Genomic DNA, 17,484 nt, shown 5'->3' with positions numbered 1-17,484 from the left:
TTTTTGTAAGTCGTGATAATTAGTATTCTAATAACTTAAATAATAGTTTATGATTATTTTACTCTTTTTAAATGCTTTTGCATCATTAATAAGCATAATCTCTTCTATATTAGTTCTTTTTTATCCTCAATGGATGAGTAAATCGCAAGAGGTTACTATAGGGGAAAGATTTTTCACTCAGATGTATGCTGCGCGAGCTGTCCCCTTTGGTTTGATTGTCGCTATAGTACCATTCATAACTAATATTGATAATACAGTAGTTAAAATAGTTTTATCAACTGCAATGACAATACAAATAATAGATGTTATCATAGGTTTTAAGAGAAAAGAATTACCAATGATTATAGGACCTTCAATTGCTGCAACAATACACGGATTAACTGCTTGGTATATTTAAACAATATAAAAAAATGAAATTTATAATCACTATGAGTACACTGATATTATGTACTGTAACTGTGCAAGCACAGACCTTAGCTGAGCGTATCAACGCTGGCAACGTAACCCTTGTGGATGTGCGTACTCCAAAAGAATATGCCGCGGGGACTGCTGAAGGAGCCATTAATATTCCTTTGGAAGAGATGGGTGCCCGATGGCAAGAACTAAAAGGGAAAGAGAATATTGTTCTCTTTTGCCGTCGTGGTATACGCGCTGGCAAAGCACAGGACATTCTTAAAATGCACAACATTACAGCTGTGAATGGCAAAACAGTAGAACACGTAAAGTCGTTACAGAAAGTAAACTTAGCCGATAAGCTCACTTTTAAGACTGATAAACCTACTACTTATTTTGTAAAAGACGGCAAGAATGTGAGACAAGTAGCCATAGCTTTAGGTGAAGGAGGAGTGCTGAAAAAACACACTACCAGTATCCCTGCAACCCTTATTATGGTGAAAGGAACTGTACGTTTTCTTATCAATGGAGAAGAAATTGTGCTCAAAGACCTCGATACCTATCAAATACCCGTAGATGTAGAACACGAAGTGATAGGAGTAGAGAAAGAAAATGTATTTATAGTTACGAAGGGAAATTAATCAATTAGCTATTTACAAGATATTAGCTATTTACAAGATATATAACTTTGCCAAAGCTCGTAGCACGAGAGACTATCAGAGCTTTGGCAAAGTTTTTTATTACTTTTTAGTTAAAAAGCAAGGTTATCAATCAATCTTACTCCCCCGGCGTGTACTACTATAAAAGCACGGTAGTCTTTACCTGCTTCTTTTTTGGTAATAGGTTGCAAAGTATGCGCATCGGTAATGGTAAAATACTCTAAGGTGAAGTCGGGCTGTTGAGTAAAGACTCCTTTTACCCAGGCTTCTACTTCGGCAGGGCTATGAGTAGCAAAACGTTCTTTGGCAGCGAGTAGAGTGCTGTAAATAATGGTAGCTCGCCGTTTCATCGGATCGCTGAGGAGAGCATTGCGGGAGCTGAGAGCCAAACCATCGGCATTGCGCACGATAGGGCAGGGAACAATGGTTACGGGTAAACCCGTTTGTCGTACCATTTGCTGAATAATAAGCAGTTGTTGGTAATCTTTTTCACCAAAATAAGCTCTATCGGGCATTACAATCTCAAAAAGTTTTTTAACAATCGTGCCTACACCATCGAAATGACCAGGACGAGAAGTACCTTCCATCACTTTGTCTAATCCTGCAAAGTCAAAAGGTTCAGCGACTACTTCTTCGCCATAAATATCGGCTACGGTAGGGGCAAAAATAAATATCTCTTTACTGAACTGAGCAATCTTCTGAGCATCGGTTTCTAAGGTACGCGGGTATTTCTGCAAATCGGTAGGATTGTTGAACTGCGTAGGGTTCACAAAAATGCTCACTACCGCTATATCATTCTCTTGTTTAGCTTTTTTTATGAGTGATAAATGTCCGTCGTGTAAAGCGCCCATAGTAGGTACTAAACCAATCGTTTTTCCTTGATTTTTAAGGATTTCCAACAGGTTATGGAGTTCCTTTTGGTGTGTGTAAATCATCGGTATCAAATCTTTTTTGGGTGCAAACTTATATAAAATTATGGATATGTGCATAATTTTTTGTACTTTTGTGCCTTCTAAGAGCTAATTAAAATAACTAATTACTTTTTATGAAAGATAAAAAAGTACTCTACGTATCGTCGGAAGTGTTGCCTTATTCGCCTTATAGCGAGTTGGCAAAGATGTCATTTGAAGCCCCGAGAATGGTGAATAACAATGGAGGGCAGATACGTATTTTTATGCCCAAGTTTGGTAATATCAATGAGCGACGCCATCAGTTGCACGAGGTGATACGCCTTTCGGGGATGAATATTATTATCAATGATATTGATGTACCTCTGATTATTAAAGTAGCTTCTATTCCTAAGGAGCGCATACAGGTTTATTTTATTGACAACGATGAATATTTCAGGCGCACTGGCACACTCTTTGATGGGGAAAACAATATGTACCCAGACAACGATGAGCGTTGTATTTTCTTTGCTAAAGGTATTGTAGAAACTGTTAAAAAGCTCAATTGGTTACCCGATATTATTCATATACACGGTTGGGCATCGGCTTTGTTGCCTCTTTACTTGCGCACCTATTACAAAGATGAACCTATCTTTTCAGAAAGTAAGATTGTTACCTCAGTATTCGATAGCGATTATGAGGGGGCTTTGGACAGTACGCTTATCAATAAAGTGGCTTTTGATGGTATTAGTAAAAAGACGGTAGACCCGCTAAAAAATCCTACTTATTACAATTTGATGCGTGTCGCTATCAAGTATTCGGATGGAGTTGTAGTGGTGAGTGAAGATATGCCTGAGGATTTCCAAACCTACCTAAAAAATCTAAGAAAGCCTGTTCTTTACAACAGTGATAAGGAAACTTTCCAAGATTCTTACCGCGAATTTTACAGTAAAATATTAAAGAAATAACAAACGAATGAATAACATACAGAAGATTTTATTTTTTGCTACTATAGTAACACTTTTCAGTGCGTGCTCAAGTAATGATTTTAACGAGATAGATGGTGGACTGCTAAAAAATCCTAACTTTGACACTAATGTATTTACAGCTACTATTCAGGTAAGCCAAGTAAAAGAAAGTGCGGTACAAACCAACGGTTTAGGAGGATATTTATTAGGACAGTATAGCCAAGTTCCCTTTGGTACCAAATCGGCTACCATAGTGGCACAAGTAACATTGCCAGCTGTTAATCCGACTTTTGGAACTAAAACACAAGCCTCTGAAAACAGTGAGAACAAATCGGAAAACGAAACCGTTACAGAAGCATATCTATACATTCCTTTCTTCAATCCGAATAGTTCTAATAGCAACGCTTCTTACTCTCAAAATGTAGAATATACGTTAGATTCTATCTATGGGAATAGAGATGCGAGCTTTCAAGTGAATGTGAGAGAATTGAACTATTATTTAAGTGATATTGATACGGATCTCAACGCTAAAGTATATTATTCAAATGACATTAATATTACAAGTAATTTGGGAGCTTCTATTGTGTCTAACACTACTAGTACTTACACTATCAGTAATAAAGCTATTACTCGCTATCAGTTTGACAACCCACAAACAAGTGAAGATGAAAGTAAAAAAGTACAAGATGTATTAGCACCAGGGTTGCGTATTCCACTAAGCACAATTTTCTTCCAAACAAAAATTATCAACAAGGAAGGCAGTAGCGAACTTGCTAATGCTAATGAATTTAAAAAATATTTTAAAGGGATTAGTATCAGTGCTTCTAACTTTTCAAAGGATTTAATGATGCTCCTAAATATGGCAAATGCAAAAATAGAGATTGTATATAGCTATGAAACTTCAGGAACGAATTCTACAACTACAGAAACACGTAAAAATCGATATGAACTTTCATTGAATGGCATTACAGTAAACTTATTTAACAATTCAGGAGAGAGTTTGACTGATACCAGTAAAATATACCTCAGCGGAGCTTTAGGACAAACAGCTTCTATTACTATTTCGGATACAGATATTGCTAATATTAAGTCACAAAAACTAATGGTAACCGATGCTAGTTTATTGTTATATGTGGATAATTCAGTAAGCTATACAAAAGAGCCTGAACGTCTCTTTATCTATAACACCCAAACAGGAGCTGTGCTTGTAGATTATCAGTACGACCCAACATCAAATGCTGATTTGTCTACTTATTCATATCTCTATCATCTAGGAAAATTGCAAAAAGAAAACGGAAAAGGAGCTTTTTACCAATTGAGGATTACCAATCATATTCTAAATTTGGTTAATGAAATAGGGACAAATGTACCTTTAGGAATAGTAGTAGCTTCTAATGTAAAAAACACTAATTCAGGAGCATATTTGAGAGACACTAATACAAAAGGCAAAATACTATCTTCAGCAGTGGTTACTCCTTTGGGTACTGTTATAAGAGATGTTAAATTGCGTATCAGCTACACTCAACCTAAATAGTAATGGATTTAAGAGATCAGTTAAAATCACTTTTCCCTGACCATATAGAAGAGGAGATACCTCAAGAAGCTCCTTCTAATATTTGGTTGCAGGAAGAGCCTTTGCTATGCAAATACGAAAAACGCAAAGGGAAACCCGTAACCGTAATTGAGGGCTATAATGGCGCAGAAGCCGATTTTAAGATTTTGGCTAAAGAACTCAAAACGTACCTTGGCGTAGGGGGAACTGTGAAAAACGATACTATCCTCATACAAGGTGATTATCGCGACACTATTATGCAACTTCTCAAAGAAAAAGGGTTTAAGGTGAAGCGCATAGGCGGTTGAAAACAATTGACAATTCATAATTAACAATTAGTAATATGAAATTATTAGAAGGGAAAACAGCTATTATTACTGGTGCTAGTAGAGGCATTGGGCGTGGTATAGCCAAAGTATTTGCATCCCACGGGGCAAACATTGCTTTTTCGTACAGTTCGTCAGTGGATGCTGCAATGGCATTAGAGAAAGAATTAGCTACAAAAGGTGTGAAAGTAAAAGGCTACCAAAGCGATGCTTCTAACTTCGCACAGTCGCAAGAGTTTGTAGATGCCGTAGTAGCCGAATTTGGCACAGTTGATATTCTAGTAAACAACGCAGGTATCACCAAAGACAACTTACTGATGCGCATCAGTGAAGAAGATTTTGATAAGGTAATAGAAGTAAATCTCAAATCGGTGTTTAATATGACCAAAGCGGTACAGCGCATTATGCTTAAACAACGTAAAGGTTCTATTATCAATATGAGTAGTGTGGTGGGCGTGAAAGGCAATGCTGGACAGTCAAACTATGCAGCTTCTAAAGCGGGGATTATCGGCTTTACTAAATCGATTGCCTTAGAGTTAGGTTCTCGAAATATCCGTTGCAATGCTATCGCACCAGGCTTTATAGAAACCGAAATGACGGCTGTACTTGACGAAAAAGTAGTACAAGGTTGGCGTGATGCTATCCCTCTAAAACGTGGCGGACAACCCGAAGACGTAGCAAATGCTTGTGTGTTTTTAGCCTCTGAAATGTCGGCTTACATCACAGGGCAAGTGCTCAATGTTGATGGAGGAATGCTCACATAATTTTGTTATATCAGAAAAACTTTTTACTTTTGCCGAATGTTAATAAAAAAATATATCATTATCGGTCTGCTAACTGTACTCTTTACTTCGTGTGGAGAGTATCAGAAAGCGTTGAAATCAAAAGAAGGAAGCGTAAAATATACTGAGGCTGAAAAGCTATATAAGGCTAAAAAATATAAAAAAGCGACACGTCTTTTTGAACAAATAGCTTCAGAATATGCGGGTAAGCCACAAGGAGAACGTATTTATTATATGTTTGGAGATTCTTACTATCAGCTAAAACAATACAGTTTAGCGTCTTATCAGTTTGAACGACTTCAGAAATTATATCCTCGTAGCGAAAAAGCTACAGAGTCGGCTTTCTTAGAAGCGAAATCGCTTTACTTGGAAACTCCTAAATATAGTGTAGACCAAACTTATACCTATCAGGCTCTTGAGAAATTACAATACTTTTTGGATAGATATTCTGATAGTGAATATGCTAAAGAAGCTAACGAGTTAGCCTTAGACTTGGTGACTCGCTTAGAGAAAAAAGAGTTTGAAATAGCTAAACAATACGACCAAATACGCGACTATCAAGCAGCAATGAAATCGTTAGACAATTTTTTGACTAATAACCCAGGTAGTGCTTTTAGAGAAGATGCGTTGTACACGCGCTTGCATTCAGCTTACGAGTGGGCTATCAATAGTATAGAGACTAAAAAAGAGGAACGCCTCAATACCGCTAAAGAAGCTTACGACAACTTATTGCGTGCCTATCCTGAAACTAAATACAAGAAGGAAGCAGAGAATATGCTTGCTAAAATAAACACATCATTAAAAAGTTTTATATCACAAAAATAACTACATTATGGATTTTAAGAAAATAGATGCTCCTACCACTACTGTTACTTATAACAAATCGGCTATAGAAGCACCTACGGGTAATATTTATGAAGCTATTTCTATTATTGCTAAGAGAGCTAACCAAATAAATGCCGAAATTAAAAAGGAATTGGTAGAAAAATTAGAGGCTTTCGCTACTAATAATGATAGCTTGGAGGAAATCTTTGAGAATAAAGAGCAAATAGAGGTATCTCGCTTTTATGAGCGTCTACCTAAACCACAAGCTATTGCTGTAAAAGAATGGCTTGAAGGTAAGATTTATTACCGTGAAGCCGAATAGAATTGGGTATTTATAGATTATTTGTTAGGCTTTAAGCAGTAAGCATCCGCTTGCCGTTTAGAGCCTTTTTTAATTATATTTCTAAATTATGAATATAGTACTTGGTATCACTGCGGGTATAGCGGCTTATAAAACACCTCAATTAGTGCGCTTGCTCACCAAAAATGGGCACAATGTAAAAGTAATTCTCACTGAGAATGCAAAAGAGTTTGTAACACCTCTTACCCTTAGTACAGTATCTAAAAACCCTGTACTCACAAGTTTTTCCTCTCCCGAGGGCGATTGGCATAGCCACGTGGAGTTAGCACTCTGGGCAGATGCAATGCTCATCGCTCCTGCTACTGCCAATACGCTTGCTAAAATGGCTCACGGTGTATGTGATAACCTACTGTTGGCTACCTATCTCTCTGCTAAAGCACCTGTATTCATTGCTCCTGCAATGGATTTGGATATGTATGCCCACCCTACGGTTACCGAGAATTTAGCAAAATTAGCATCCTATGGTAATCATACCATTCCTGCTACTTATGGTGAACTTGCTAGCGGACTTGTAGGGCAAGGGCGTATGACTGAGCCCGAAGATATAGTGCTGTTTATAGAGAATACACTCTCCGAAAATCTTCCCCTTAAGGGTAAAAAAATACTTATCACAGCAGGGCCTACTTATGAGGCTATCGACCCCGTGCGATTTATAGGAAACTTCTCCTCTGGGAAAATGGGGATTGCTCTTGCTAATGAAGCTGTACGACAAGGCGCTGAAGTGCATTTAATATTAGGCCCTTCTTCCGAAAAGAATATTCACTCACAAATACACTTGCATAGGGTGGTAAGTGCTCAGCAAATGTACGAAGATGCTGTAACCGAATTCCCTACTTGTGATATCGCTATCCTTGCCGCTGCTGTAGCCGACTATACGCCTGAAACTGTAGCCCCCGAAAAAATTAAAAAGAAAGGCGGTAATCTCAGTCTAACCTTAGTCCCTACGGTTGATATATTAGCGTCTTTAGGAAAGCTTAAAACCACTCAAATACTCATTGGCTTTGCCTTAGAAACTGAAAATGAGGTAGCTAATGCCCAAGCTAAATTGGAGAAAAAGAACTTAGATGGCATTGTACTCAACTCATTGCGTGATGCAGGGGCAGGTTTTGGTACCGATACTAATAAAATTACTTTTATAACTAAAGAAAAACAAATCTGTTTTCCTTTAAAAAGCAAAGAAGAGGTCGCTAAAGATATTTTAACGCAAATATTTGGCATTCTTATAGAAAAGTAATATCTTTGTACTTTCAATCTTATAAAAAATACAAATAAATGAAAGCATACATCTTCCCAGGTCAAGGAGCCCAATTTGTAGGTATGGGGCTTGACTTATATGAAAAATCTGCTGATGCTAAAGCACTCTTTGAAGCTGCCAACGGCATTCTTGGCTTCTCTATCACCGATATAATGTTTAGTGGTACCGATGATGACCTTAAACAAACCAAAGTTACCCAGCCTGCTATCTTTTTGCATTCAGTAATCCTTAGTAAGGTGCTTGGTAAAAACTTTGCTCCTCAAATGGTTGCAGGACATTCATTAGGTGAATTTTCTGCTTTAGTAGCCAATGAAGCCCTCTCATTTGAAGATGGTTTGCAATTAGTAGCCAAGCGTGCTACCGCTATGCAAAAGGCTTGTGAATTACAACCTGGTACGATGGCTGCCGTATTAGGCTTAGACGATAGTAAGGTTGAAGAACTTTGTGCAACAGTTGACGGAATTGTAACCCCTGCCAACTATAATTGCCCAGGTCAGTTAGTGATTTCAGGCGAACTCAAAGCTGTAGAAACAGCTTGCGAAAAGATGAAAGAAGCAGGTGCTAAGCGTGCTCTTGTTCTTCCCGTAGGTGGTGCATTCCACTCAGTACTGATGAAACCTGCCGAAGAAGAATTGGCAACAGCGATTGAGCAAACAGCTTTCCACAAACCGCTTTGTCCAGTATACCAAAATGTAACTACTATGGCTGTAAGCAATGAAGCTAACATTAAAAAGAATCTCATCAAGCAACTTACTGCTCCTGTGAAATGGACACAAAGTGTACAACAGATGATTGCTGATGGCGCTACCGAATTTATTGAAGTAGGACCTGGCAAAGTACTACAAGGCTTGGTGAAGAAAATAAACAAAGAGGCAGTGGTAGCTTCAGCAGAAATATGATACAAGTAGAAAATTTACATAAATCTTTTAACGGAACTGAAGTGCTCAAAGGTATTTCTACTACTTTTGAAAAAGGTAAAACAAATCTGATTATCGGGCAAAGTGGTTCAGGTAAAACTGTATTTCTCAAATCACTTTTAGGTCTTTTTACCCCTGATTCAGGTGACATTATCTACGATGGGGTGAAGTACGCTGATATGAAACGCAAAGAACGTGTAGCCTTGCGTCAAAAAATGGGAATGGTATTCCAAGGAAGTGCCTTATTCGACTCTATGACGGTGCTTGAGAATGTGATGTTCCCTTTGAAGATGTTTTCTCAAAAAACACCTGAAGAAATACGCGAGCGTGCTAATATAGTATTGAGCCGTGTAAACCTAGTAAATGCCGATGATAAATTACCATCAGAAATTTCTGGAGGTATGCAGAAACGGGTAGCTATTGCTCGCGCTATCGTAAACCAACCTAACTACTTGTTTTGCGATGAACCTAACTCAGGACTCGACCCTAAGACCTCTATCGTGATAGACAACCTCATTCAGGAAATTACTGAAGAGTTTAACATCACCACCGTAATCAATACCCACGATATGAACTCAGTAATGGAAATAGGGGCTAAGATTGTATTCCTAAAAAATGGTTATAAAGAATGGGAAGGCACTAAAGAAACTATTTTCCGCACCGATAACGAAGCAGTTACTGACTTTGTATATTCATCAGAGCTGTTTAAAAAAGTAAGAAAAGCTTATTTAGAAGAACACGAGGATTAGATTAATAATTAAATTCTAAAAAGCTACCTATAAAGTTTATAGGTAGCTTTTTATTATTAGAGAATTAAGAGAAATTATATTCTAAATCTCACTTAAAAAGAAAAGCTCTCCTTGGAGAAAGGAAAGCTTTCATTGGTTTACTATAAACCCGTGTAAAAATATTTACACAAAACAACACAACTAAATCTTATGAAGCGGTCTGGACGGGACTCGAACCCGCGACCCCATGCGTGACAGGCATGTATTCTAACCAGCTGAACTACCAGACCTTCAGTAAATTTATGCAATTCATTTCTTCATTGCGGTTGCAAAGGTACTACTTTTTTTATTACTTGCAAATTTTTAGAGCGTTTTTTTAAACTTTTTTTAATCTTTCTTTATAATATATCTGATAATAAACATATTAAAGTATTAGATATTAAAGGTTGTATTGGCTGTTTTTAGATGTAATTCCACTGCATTACTATCGGTAAGGCTTGTAATATAACAAGTAATGCCCATCACTTTGTCATATAACGAGCCATTTTTGCGATACTTTTCAGGTAACTTTTTAAGCAAAAGTTTATCAAATGATGTCTCACGTCCATTCTCTTGATTGATAATAGCTGTAAAAAAGATATCTAATAAATGTTGTAAAACCACATAACCCGATACTTCTTTTTCTACTACCTCATCGGATTGATATATACGTTCCACACTACAATCTATTACATCAGTGATTTGGTGGCGATATTTACTATCATATAAAAGCGACTGGTGAAATTCTCCTGCCAAGATTGCATCTTCATTTTGCAAGAAAATATCAGTAGCATCTTGTATTAAAGCTCCTATAGCAACTGCACGTAAATAAGCAATACGTTCTTCTTTAGTTTGTAGTTTGCTATATTTATGAGTATTTATCTTATCTGAGATGATACCACCTAAATACTCTAAGGCTACATCTTCGCCGATAAGTCCTAAGTTGATACCGTCTTCAAAGTCTATAATAGTATAACAAATATCGTCGGCTGCCTCTACCAAGAAAGCTAAGGGGTGACGTGCATAACGCAATTCACCATTTACACTGTTAGATTTTAGTCCTAAAGTTTCAGCTACCTCTTTGAAAAATTTTTTATCGCCTTGGAAAAAACCATATTTCTTATCAGCTATACGGTCAGTAGGACGTACAGGAAGTGATTCTTTAGGATACTTAGTAAAAGCTCCTAAGGTAGCATAAGTAAGCCGTAAGCCCCCCTCTACCCCAAAACGTGTTTCGTTAAGAATTCTAAAACCATTGGCATTCCCTTCAAAACTACACAAATCAGCATACTCGGCTTCTGTAAGTAAATGTTTGATAGCAGTTCCTTTTTTGAATTGAAAAAACTCTCCTATAGCCTTTTCACCACTGTGTCCAAAAGGTGGATTACCAATATCGTGTGCTACCGCAGCTGCTGCAATAATGGCTCCAAAATCATTAGTTTGGTAACCCAATTCGCGCAAGTGAGGATATTTGGTGAGCACGTGTTTACCCACAGCACGCCCCAAACTACGCCCGACTACCGACACCTCAATACTATGTGTAAGACGTGTGTGTACAAAACTTGTTTTTGAAAGCGGAATTACCTGTGTTTTGTCTTGCAAGCTACGAAAAGCACTTGAAAAGACCACACGGTCATAATCCATATCAAAACTGAGTCGTGTTTCATCTTCATTTTTTCGCAAACGAAGACTAGTATCACCATATTTATTAAGAGAGAGTAAGTTTTCCCAAAGCATTTTTATTGTTTATTTAAGGTACGGGGTCATAGCCACTGCCTCCCCAAGGGTGACAACTGCATATACGCTTAATAGCCAACCAGCCTCCTTTAAAAAAACCGTACTTTTGCAAGGCTTCTAAAGTGTATTGCGAGCAGGTAGGGGTATACCTGCACGTAGGAGGCTTAAGTGGCGAAATGGCTACTTGATAAAAGCGCACTAAATAAATGAAAAGATACTTCATTTCATTAGTTATTAGTCAGTAGTTATTAGCCGTTAGTTTTCTAACTACTAACAACCAATTTCTAACTACTACTTAGTAAATCGTTCAATTACTTCGTTGCTTACACCAGTATTAGAGAAGCCTCCATCGTGGAAGAGGTTTTGCATCGTTACTTTACGAGTAAGATCGGAGAAGAGAGATACCGTATAATTGGCACAATCTTGAGCGGTAGCATTGCCTAATGGTGACATTGCATCGGCGTAAGCGATAAAACCGTCAAAACCTTTTACGCCTTGTCCTGCAGTAGTAGCGGTAGGTGATTGTGAAATGGTATTCACACGGACTTTCTTGTCTTTACCAAAGAAATAGCCAAAACTACGCGCAATAGATTCTAAGTAGGCTTTATTATCAGCCATATCGTTATAGTCAGGGAAGGTGCGTTGTGCTGCCATATAGGTAAGTGCTACAATACTACCCCATTCGTTCATCGCATCGTTCTTATAAAGCACTTGACATACCTTGTGAAAAGAAAGCGCAGAAACGTCCCAACCTTTTTCAGTGTTCACATAGTTAGACTCGGTGTAAGGAATGTTTTTGCGCACATTTACCGACATACCGATAGAGTGCAACACAAAATCCAACTTACCACCTAAAATCTCCATAGCTTTAGTTACCAAGTTTTGGAGGTCGTCCATATTGGTAGCATCGGCAGGAATGATTTCAGAGCCTGTTTTTTCGGCTAAGTTTTTTATTTGTCCCATACGCATTGCTACGGGAGCATTGGTAAGTACAAACTTACCGCCTTCTTCGTGTACACGTTCTGCTGTTTTCCAAGCGATAGAATTTTCGTCTAAGGCACCAAAGATGATGCCTCTTTTTCCTTTTAATAAATTATACATAATTTTTTCTTTTATAAAATGAATTTTGTTCCTATGGGGCAAATGTACAAAATATTTCTGTATAAATAAAAAGCTACCTGATGTTTTAGGTAGCTTTCTATCTGTAACAATATAGTGTATTACTTTTCAAGCGCTTTTAAAGCATTGATAATAATAGCAATACATTCTCTTAATTCCGTTTCATTCATTACCAATGGCGGAGCAAATCTAATGATATTGCCGTGAGTAGGTTTAGCTAGCAACCCATTATCGCGCATCTTTAGACAGATATTCCAAGCAGTGTCACTCTCTTCGGTATCGTTGATAACCACCGCATTTAGGAGACCTTTACCACGCACTAAGGTAGCTATGTTCGAGGTTTTGATATAGTCGCCGATTTCTTTGCGGAAAATCTCACCTAAACGAGCGGCATTTTCAGCCAAATGTTCATCTTTTACTACCTGCAAGGCTTCAATCGCTACGGCTGCTGCCAAGGGATTGCCTCCAAAAGTACTACCGTGTTGCCCAGCTTTAATCACGTGCATAATACGGTCATCGGCAAGGACAGCACTCACGGGATATACACCTCCGCTAAGGGCTTTCCCCAGTACCAATATATCAGGTTTTACATTCTCGTGGTCTACTGCTAAACGTTTTCCGGTACGCGCTACTCCTGTTTGTACCTCATCGGCGATAAATAGCGCATTATACTTTTCGCATAAGGCTTTTGCTCCGCTTAAATACCCCTCAGAAGGAACGTATACGCCAGCTTCACCTTGTATAGGTTCTACTAAAAAGCCTGCTACTGTTGCTTTATTATCAGCAAGAACTTGTTCCAAAGCGACTAAATCGTTGTAAGGAACAGAAACAAAACCAGGTGTATAAGGTCCAAAGTTCTTACGCGCATTTTTATCTGATGAAAAAGATACAACTGTAGTGGTACGCCCGTGGAAGTTCTGGTCGCATACGATGATGATGGCAGCACTTTCAGGCACCCCTTTCTGTTCGTAAGCCCATTTGCGACATATTTTAATAGCTGTTTCTACCGCTTCAGCTCCTGTATTCATCGGGAGGACTTTCTCGAAGCCAAAATACTCGGTTACGTACTTTTCATACACTCCGAGCTTATCGTTGTAGAAAGCGCGAGAAGTGAGTGTAAGAGTTTGCGCTTGGTCAGTAAGCGCTTTTATGATACGTGGGTGGCAGTGACCTTGGTTTACGGCAGAGTAAGACGAAAGAAAATCGTAGTAGCGTTTGCCTTCGACGTCCCACACATATACCCCTTGCCCTTTGCTGAGCACTACGGGTAGTGGGTGATAGTTATGTGCACCGTACTGATTTTCGAGTGCCATTGCTTGTTCTGAGGTTAATTTATGTGTTATCATTGTTATATACTTTTAAAGAAAAAATAATATTCATCTTATCACAAAGCTATATTCTCATATTTACCTTGTCTAATAGTAATTTTTCTATCTGTAAAAATCTTAGGCAAAGATACAACAATAAATTAAATAATCCTATATATTCATATAAAAAAAGAAGTTTGACACCTAAATCTTCTTTATATGAAACAGTTTATATCGTTTTATACTTGTAGTATTTTTCTTCTCACAGAAATAATTTTGTAGTATTTCTTACTTTTGAACGATAATCTTATTACAGTATTAATTATTGATTTTCTTTGCATTAGCATTAATTTTTTATATTTATAGAAAAAGATTTTTCATAAAAATTTCTTTTTATAAAAAAAATATTATACCTTTGCCTCGATAAAAGATCATAATTATGACAGATACAGTATTACAACCCAAAGGTACAGATGTAAAAACAGATATAAATACAGAACTAACTGGTGCGCAACTACAACAAATGCTTGACGCTCACTGTCAAGATATGAAACAAGGAATGCCAGGATTCCTCTTCTATGGAATTTTGAGTAGTTCTGATGGTTCTATCTTAAGCAAAGCTTCTGCCAATGAAGAAGCTTCAAAGATAGTTGAACAAGGTTCTGCCTTTCATCTTACTATTATTGATCAAGTGAAGAAAGTGATAGATAGCAATGATGCCTTAGAAAAGTCGGAGTTAGATTATATCCTTATTGAAACAGACAAAATCACATTTATGTTAATGATTTCAGCTTTAGGAAAGTTCTTTTCTATCACCGCTTTAGATAGAGCTAAATCAAACGTTGGTATCTCAAGAGCTTTACTTTACAAGTGCAAAAGAGAATTTGGAACCCTATTAGACGACTTTTTTTAGTATTTCCTTTAACAGAAGAAATTATAAGAGCACAAAGCAAACAATCTGCTTTATGCTCTTTTTTATACTAATCAAAATATAAAACTTTTCATAAGATTTCATTGAGCACTTCATCACAGCTCTTACAGTATGTTCTCATTTATGAGAATATGAGAATAGTACTACGAAAGCATCGCATACTAAAAAAGAAGTTGATTTTGAGCTTGTTGTTTATTTTAGATAGGTGAAGTAACACATTTTAGCTAAAAAACAAAAAAGCACAAATTCAGAGTGCCTAAATTTGTGCTATGAAGATATTATTTAATATCTATCTTTTTAGAGGTGTTCATCTAATGCTCCTGCAAGGGATCTGCTTCTTTCAACTAAAGTTCTAGCTATTGCTATATTAGCTTTGGCTCTATCTAAGGCTAAGAGAATAAAATATTTCCCTGAATTTGAAACCCCAATCACATTAGTAACTTTATCAGTTTCGATAAGAATACTATGTGTTTCTTTAACTCCTAATGATTCACTTGAAGTAACCACTTTTTTCACTTGCTCTACAATAGTTGAGAAAAAGGGAGAGACTTCGTTTGCAATTTTTGAAATTTCTGGATTAGCTGAAGAACTTCCAATGATAGTTCCATCAGCGCAATTGAGAATTCCACAAAAGATGAAGCCTGGCAAATTAGCTTTCATATCTAAGCAGAGCTTGTTAACTGATTCTTGTAATTCTTTACCTGTCATAAACTTGATTTTTTTTATATGTTATTTTGATGCAAATATATGTATAATATATACAAGTATTTCTTTTTTAACATTATTTAATGCTTTTTATATATGCTTTAAGTTTTTTAACTTGTATTATTGTGAAATAAAACAGAAAAATAAAAGCATTAATATATCATCACAGCTCCTACGGTAGCGTTGCTGGTCTCATCGATGAGGATAGCACTACCCATTGGAGGATTGCTTTGGAAAGTGTCGTATACTAATGGGGAAGCCGTTCTGAGTCGGATTTTTGCGATTTCATTGAGTTTTACACTTTCTACACCTTCAGTTTGGTTGAGGGTATTGACGTCTATTTTATACTCTATTTCCTTCACAATTGCTTTTACAAGTTTACTACGCTGTTGCAACAAGTATTTATTACCTTCGCGCAATTCGCGTTTATCCATCCAGCATACAATAGCCTCGATATCTTGCCCTTGCTGAGGCTCTGCTCCTTGTTTGGCAAAGTAGTCACCACGAGAAATATCGATATCGTCTTCGATGTGTAGTACTACTGGGTCACCTGCCTTTGCTTCTGCAACTTCTTCGCCGTTATACTCTATCTTACTGAGTTTTGTAGTAATACCTTCTGGTTCTACTATTATCGCATCACCTTTGCGATATGTGCCCGAAATGACTTCTCCCGCATAACCGCGGTAATCGTGTAAAGCTTCGGTTTGTGGGCGTATTACATACTGCACCTGAAAACGAGGTTGGTCATAGTTGTCTTTGCTAATTTCTACTGTTTCCAAAAAGTCTAAAAGCGAATTACCTTTGTACCAAGGCATTGCCTCAGTGGTATTCACGATATTATCGCCTACAAAAGCCGAAATAGGGAAATAGTGCACGCTCTTCAATCCTAAACGTTTGGCAATCTCTTCGTACTCTTGCTTGATATTGTTAAACACCTCTTCGCTATAACCTACCAAGTCCATTTTGTTTACGGCTACCACTACCTCTGGGATATTGAGCAGGGAGGCGATGATTGAATGGCGACGAGTTTGTTCGGTTACGCCATTGCGAGCGTCTACCAAAATGATTATGAGCTCGGAATTAGAAGCCCCCGTAATCATATTGCGGGTATATTGGGTATGACCAGGAGCATCGGCGATGATAAATTTGCGTTTGGGTGTAGCAAAGTAGCGGTAGGCTACATCGATAGTAATCCCTTGTTCGCGTTCAGCACGGAGCCCGTCGGTGATGATAGCGAGGTCGATACCATCGTCGTTCTTATTTTTTGATTGTTGTTCCAATGCTTCGAGCTGGTCGGCTAAAATACTTTTGCTATCGTATAACAATCGACCTATAAGGGTACTTTTACCGTCGTCTACGCTACCTGCGGTGATAAATCGTAATATATTCATTTGCTTTATTTCTGTTGAGTAAATATAATTTGGTGCAAAAGTACAAACTAATTGGCAAATTAGCAAATTTGGAACTTAGTAAATGGGGCACGAACAACAAGAAATGCAGTAGCAGAGGCGGACTTGTAGAACGGGGGTCAGACAGGTGGGAAGTGCAAGTCACACGGGCGATAGAGGGTTAGAGCTATCGGAAGAAAACAGAGAAGTTCGAAAGTGAGTTAAGAGTGATTTTGGTGAGAAATGGTCGTTAGGAGGGTATGGTTAGCTTATAGGGAGCTTATAGGAAGCTTATACGAATCTTGGAAGATTGGTATAGAAAGGGTATATAAATAATTGATTAACACTATAATACAACAATGCTAAAAATATTAAAAACGGGGTTTCGAGGCGAAAGAAAGAGAAATAGGTGCTAGGCCTTAGACCATAGGCACTAGGAGGAAGTATGACGGAAAATCGGGAATTAGTGATGGAAAAGGCGAATGAAAAATAGATTTTTGTTATATTCAATTGATGTTATTTAACTCTAAGGGGCGAAAGAAGAACTAATAATAACTCGTATTAAAAGTTTTACTACAAAAAACTTTACTATTAATACCAAATTT

19 protein-coding genes and 1 tRNA gene are annotated in these 17,484 nt (G+C 37.5%); 12 read left to right on the top strand and 8 right to left on the bottom strand.

The window, feature by feature from the left end; all coding sequences use genetic code 11:
• Positions 1 to 49 precede the first annotated feature (49 nt).
• Together HW279_RS07035 and HW279_RS07030 are read left to right on the top strand one after the other, a co-directional pair.
• A complete protein-coding gene (locus tag HW279_RS07035) occupies positions 50 to 397 on the top strand; it encodes a hypothetical protein (RefSeq protein ID WP_178958461.1) in 348 nt (115 codons plus the stop codon).
• Between the two features lie 13 nt (positions 398 to 410).
• Positions 411 to 1,034 (top strand): rhodanese-like domain-containing protein, encoded by a 624-nt coding sequence (locus HW279_RS07030; protein WP_034554591.1) that lies wholly within the window; start codon positions 411 to 413, stop codon positions 1,032 to 1,034.
• Between the two features lie 110 nt (positions 1,035 to 1,144).
• On the opposite strand, the gene panC is transcribed toward HW279_RS07030, so the two are convergent.
• On the bottom strand, positions 1,145 to 2,041 hold the full coding sequence (gene panC, locus HW279_RS07025; RefSeq protein ID WP_178958460.1) for a pantoate--beta-alanine ligase: 897 nt from the start codon (positions 2,039 to 2,041) through the stop codon (positions 1,145 to 1,147).
• A gap of 56 nt (positions 2,042 to 2,097) precedes the next feature.
• Here panC and HW279_RS07020 point away from each other — a divergent pair, with 56 nt between their 5' ends.
• From HW279_RS07020 to HW279_RS06980, 9 genes are all read left to right on the top strand, one after another.
• The gene (locus HW279_RS07020) at positions 2,098 to 2,907 is read left to right on the top strand and encodes a glycogen/starch synthase (protein WP_178958459.1); all 810 of its coding nucleotides are present in this window, start codon (positions 2,098 to 2,100) and stop codon (positions 2,905 to 2,907) included.
• Between the two features lie 7 nt (positions 2,908 to 2,914).
• The gene (locus HW279_RS07015; RefSeq protein ID WP_178958458.1) at positions 2,915 to 4,441 is read left to right on the top strand and encodes a DUF4270 domain-containing protein; all 1,527 of its coding nucleotides are present in this window, start codon (positions 2,915 to 2,917) and stop codon (positions 4,439 to 4,441) included.
• A gap of 2 nt (positions 4,442 to 4,443) precedes the next feature.
• Positions 4,444 to 4,767, top strand: a complete 324-nt coding sequence (locus HW279_RS07010; RefSeq protein ID WP_053581790.1) for a translation initiation factor — start codon at positions 4,444 to 4,446, stop codon at positions 4,765 to 4,767.
• 35 nt (positions 4,768 to 4,802) lie between these two features.
• On the top strand, positions 4,803 to 5,549 hold the full coding sequence (gene fabG, locus HW279_RS07005) for a 3-oxoacyl-[acyl-carrier-protein] reductase (RefSeq protein ID WP_048747397.1): 747 nt from the start codon (positions 4,803 to 4,805) through the stop codon (positions 5,547 to 5,549).
• A gap of 36 nt (positions 5,550 to 5,585) precedes the next feature.
• Positions 5,586 to 6,392: an outer membrane protein assembly factor BamD gene (locus HW279_RS07000; protein WP_015782608.1), complete on the top strand. Its 807-nt coding sequence runs from the start codon at positions 5,586 to 5,588 to the stop codon at positions 6,390 to 6,392.
• Between the two features lie 7 nt (positions 6,393 to 6,399).
• Positions 6,400 to 6,714 carry a DNA-directed RNA polymerase subunit omega gene (locus HW279_RS06995; protein ID WP_002670957.1) on the top strand — a complete coding sequence of 105 codons (315 nt, stop codon included), beginning with the start codon at positions 6,400 to 6,402 and terminating at the stop codon, positions 6,712 to 6,714.
• An 88-nt stretch (positions 6,715 to 6,802) separates the two neighbouring features.
• Positions 6,803 to 7,987 (top strand): bifunctional phosphopantothenoylcysteine decarboxylase/phosphopantothenate--cysteine ligase CoaBC, encoded by a 1,185-nt coding sequence (gene coaBC / locus HW279_RS06990; RefSeq protein ID WP_178958457.1) that lies wholly within the window; start codon positions 6,803 to 6,805, stop codon positions 7,985 to 7,987.
• Between the two features lie 38 nt (positions 7,988 to 8,025).
• On the top strand, positions 8,026 to 8,907 hold the full coding sequence (gene fabD / locus HW279_RS06985; RefSeq protein WP_178958456.1) for an ACP S-malonyltransferase: 882 nt from the start codon (positions 8,026 to 8,028) through the stop codon (positions 8,905 to 8,907).
• A complete protein-coding gene (locus tag HW279_RS06980) occupies positions 8,904 to 9,674 on the top strand; it encodes an ABC transporter ATP-binding protein (RefSeq protein ID WP_009411683.1) in 771 nt (256 codons plus the stop codon). Before fabD ends, HW279_RS06980 begins: the two co-directional genes overlap by 4 nt.
• 195 nt (positions 9,675 to 9,869) lie before the next feature.
• Here HW279_RS06980 and HW279_RS06975 read toward each other — a convergent pair.
• The 5 genes from HW279_RS06975 to rocD all read right to left on the bottom strand — a co-directional run bounded on the left by HW279_RS06975 (position 9,870) and on the right by rocD (position 13,894).
• Positions 9,870 to 9,943: transfer RNA gene (locus HW279_RS06975), tRNA-Asp, on the bottom strand.
• 142 nt (positions 9,944 to 10,085) lie between these two features.
• Complete coding sequence (gene dgt / locus HW279_RS06970) at positions 10,086 to 11,429, bottom strand: dGTP triphosphohydrolase (RefSeq protein WP_178958455.1); 1,344 nt, start codon at positions 11,427 to 11,429, stop codon at positions 10,086 to 10,088.
• 13 nt (positions 11,430 to 11,442) lie between these two features.
• Positions 11,443 to 11,652: a membrane protein insertion efficiency factor YidD gene (yidD, locus tag HW279_RS06965; protein WP_002680684.1), complete on the bottom strand. Its 210-nt coding sequence runs from the start codon at positions 11,650 to 11,652 to the stop codon at positions 11,443 to 11,445.
• 68 nt (positions 11,653 to 11,720) lie between these two features.
• Positions 11,721 to 12,530 carry an enoyl-ACP reductase gene (locus HW279_RS06960; protein ID WP_009751608.1) on the bottom strand — a complete coding sequence of 270 codons (810 nt, stop codon included), beginning with the start codon at positions 12,528 to 12,530 and terminating at the stop codon, positions 11,721 to 11,723.
• 119 nt (positions 12,531 to 12,649) lie between these two features.
• Positions 12,650 to 13,894, bottom strand: coding sequence for an ornithine--oxo-acid transaminase (gene rocD / locus HW279_RS06955; protein WP_178958454.1), 1,245 nt, complete (start codon positions 13,892 to 13,894; stop codon positions 12,650 to 12,652).
• A 400-nt stretch (positions 13,895 to 14,294) separates the two neighbouring features.
• Between rocD and HW279_RS06950 the strand changes: the two genes are divergently transcribed.
• The gene (locus HW279_RS06950) at positions 14,295 to 14,768 is read left to right on the top strand and encodes a hypothetical protein (RefSeq protein WP_178958453.1); all 474 of its coding nucleotides are present in this window, start codon (positions 14,295 to 14,297) and stop codon (positions 14,766 to 14,768) included.
• 315 nt (positions 14,769 to 15,083) lie between these two features.
• On the opposite strand, the gene HW279_RS06945 is transcribed toward HW279_RS06950, so the two are convergent.
• Both HW279_RS06945 and HW279_RS06940 read right to left on the bottom strand, forming a co-directional pair.
• Entirely contained in the window at positions 15,084 to 15,494 is a 411-nt protein-coding gene (locus tag HW279_RS06945) for a hypothetical protein (RefSeq protein ID WP_178958452.1), read from the bottom strand.
• 149 nt (positions 15,495 to 15,643) lie between these two features.
• On the bottom strand, positions 15,644 to 16,882 hold the full coding sequence (locus HW279_RS06940; protein WP_178958451.1) for a sulfate adenylyltransferase subunit 1: 1,239 nt from the start codon (positions 16,880 to 16,882) through the stop codon (positions 15,644 to 15,646).
• Between the last annotated feature and the right edge of the window lie 602 nt (positions 16,883 to 17,484).

Source organism: Capnocytophaga sp. oral taxon 903, assembly GCF_013394785.1.
In the GTDB taxonomy this organism is placed as follows: Bacteria; Bacteroidota; Bacteroidia; order Flavobacteriales; family Flavobacteriaceae; genus Capnocytophaga; species Capnocytophaga ochracea.
The sequence above is the reverse complement of the archived record's forward strand: the minus strand, read 5'-3'. Positions and strand labels throughout refer to the sequence as shown.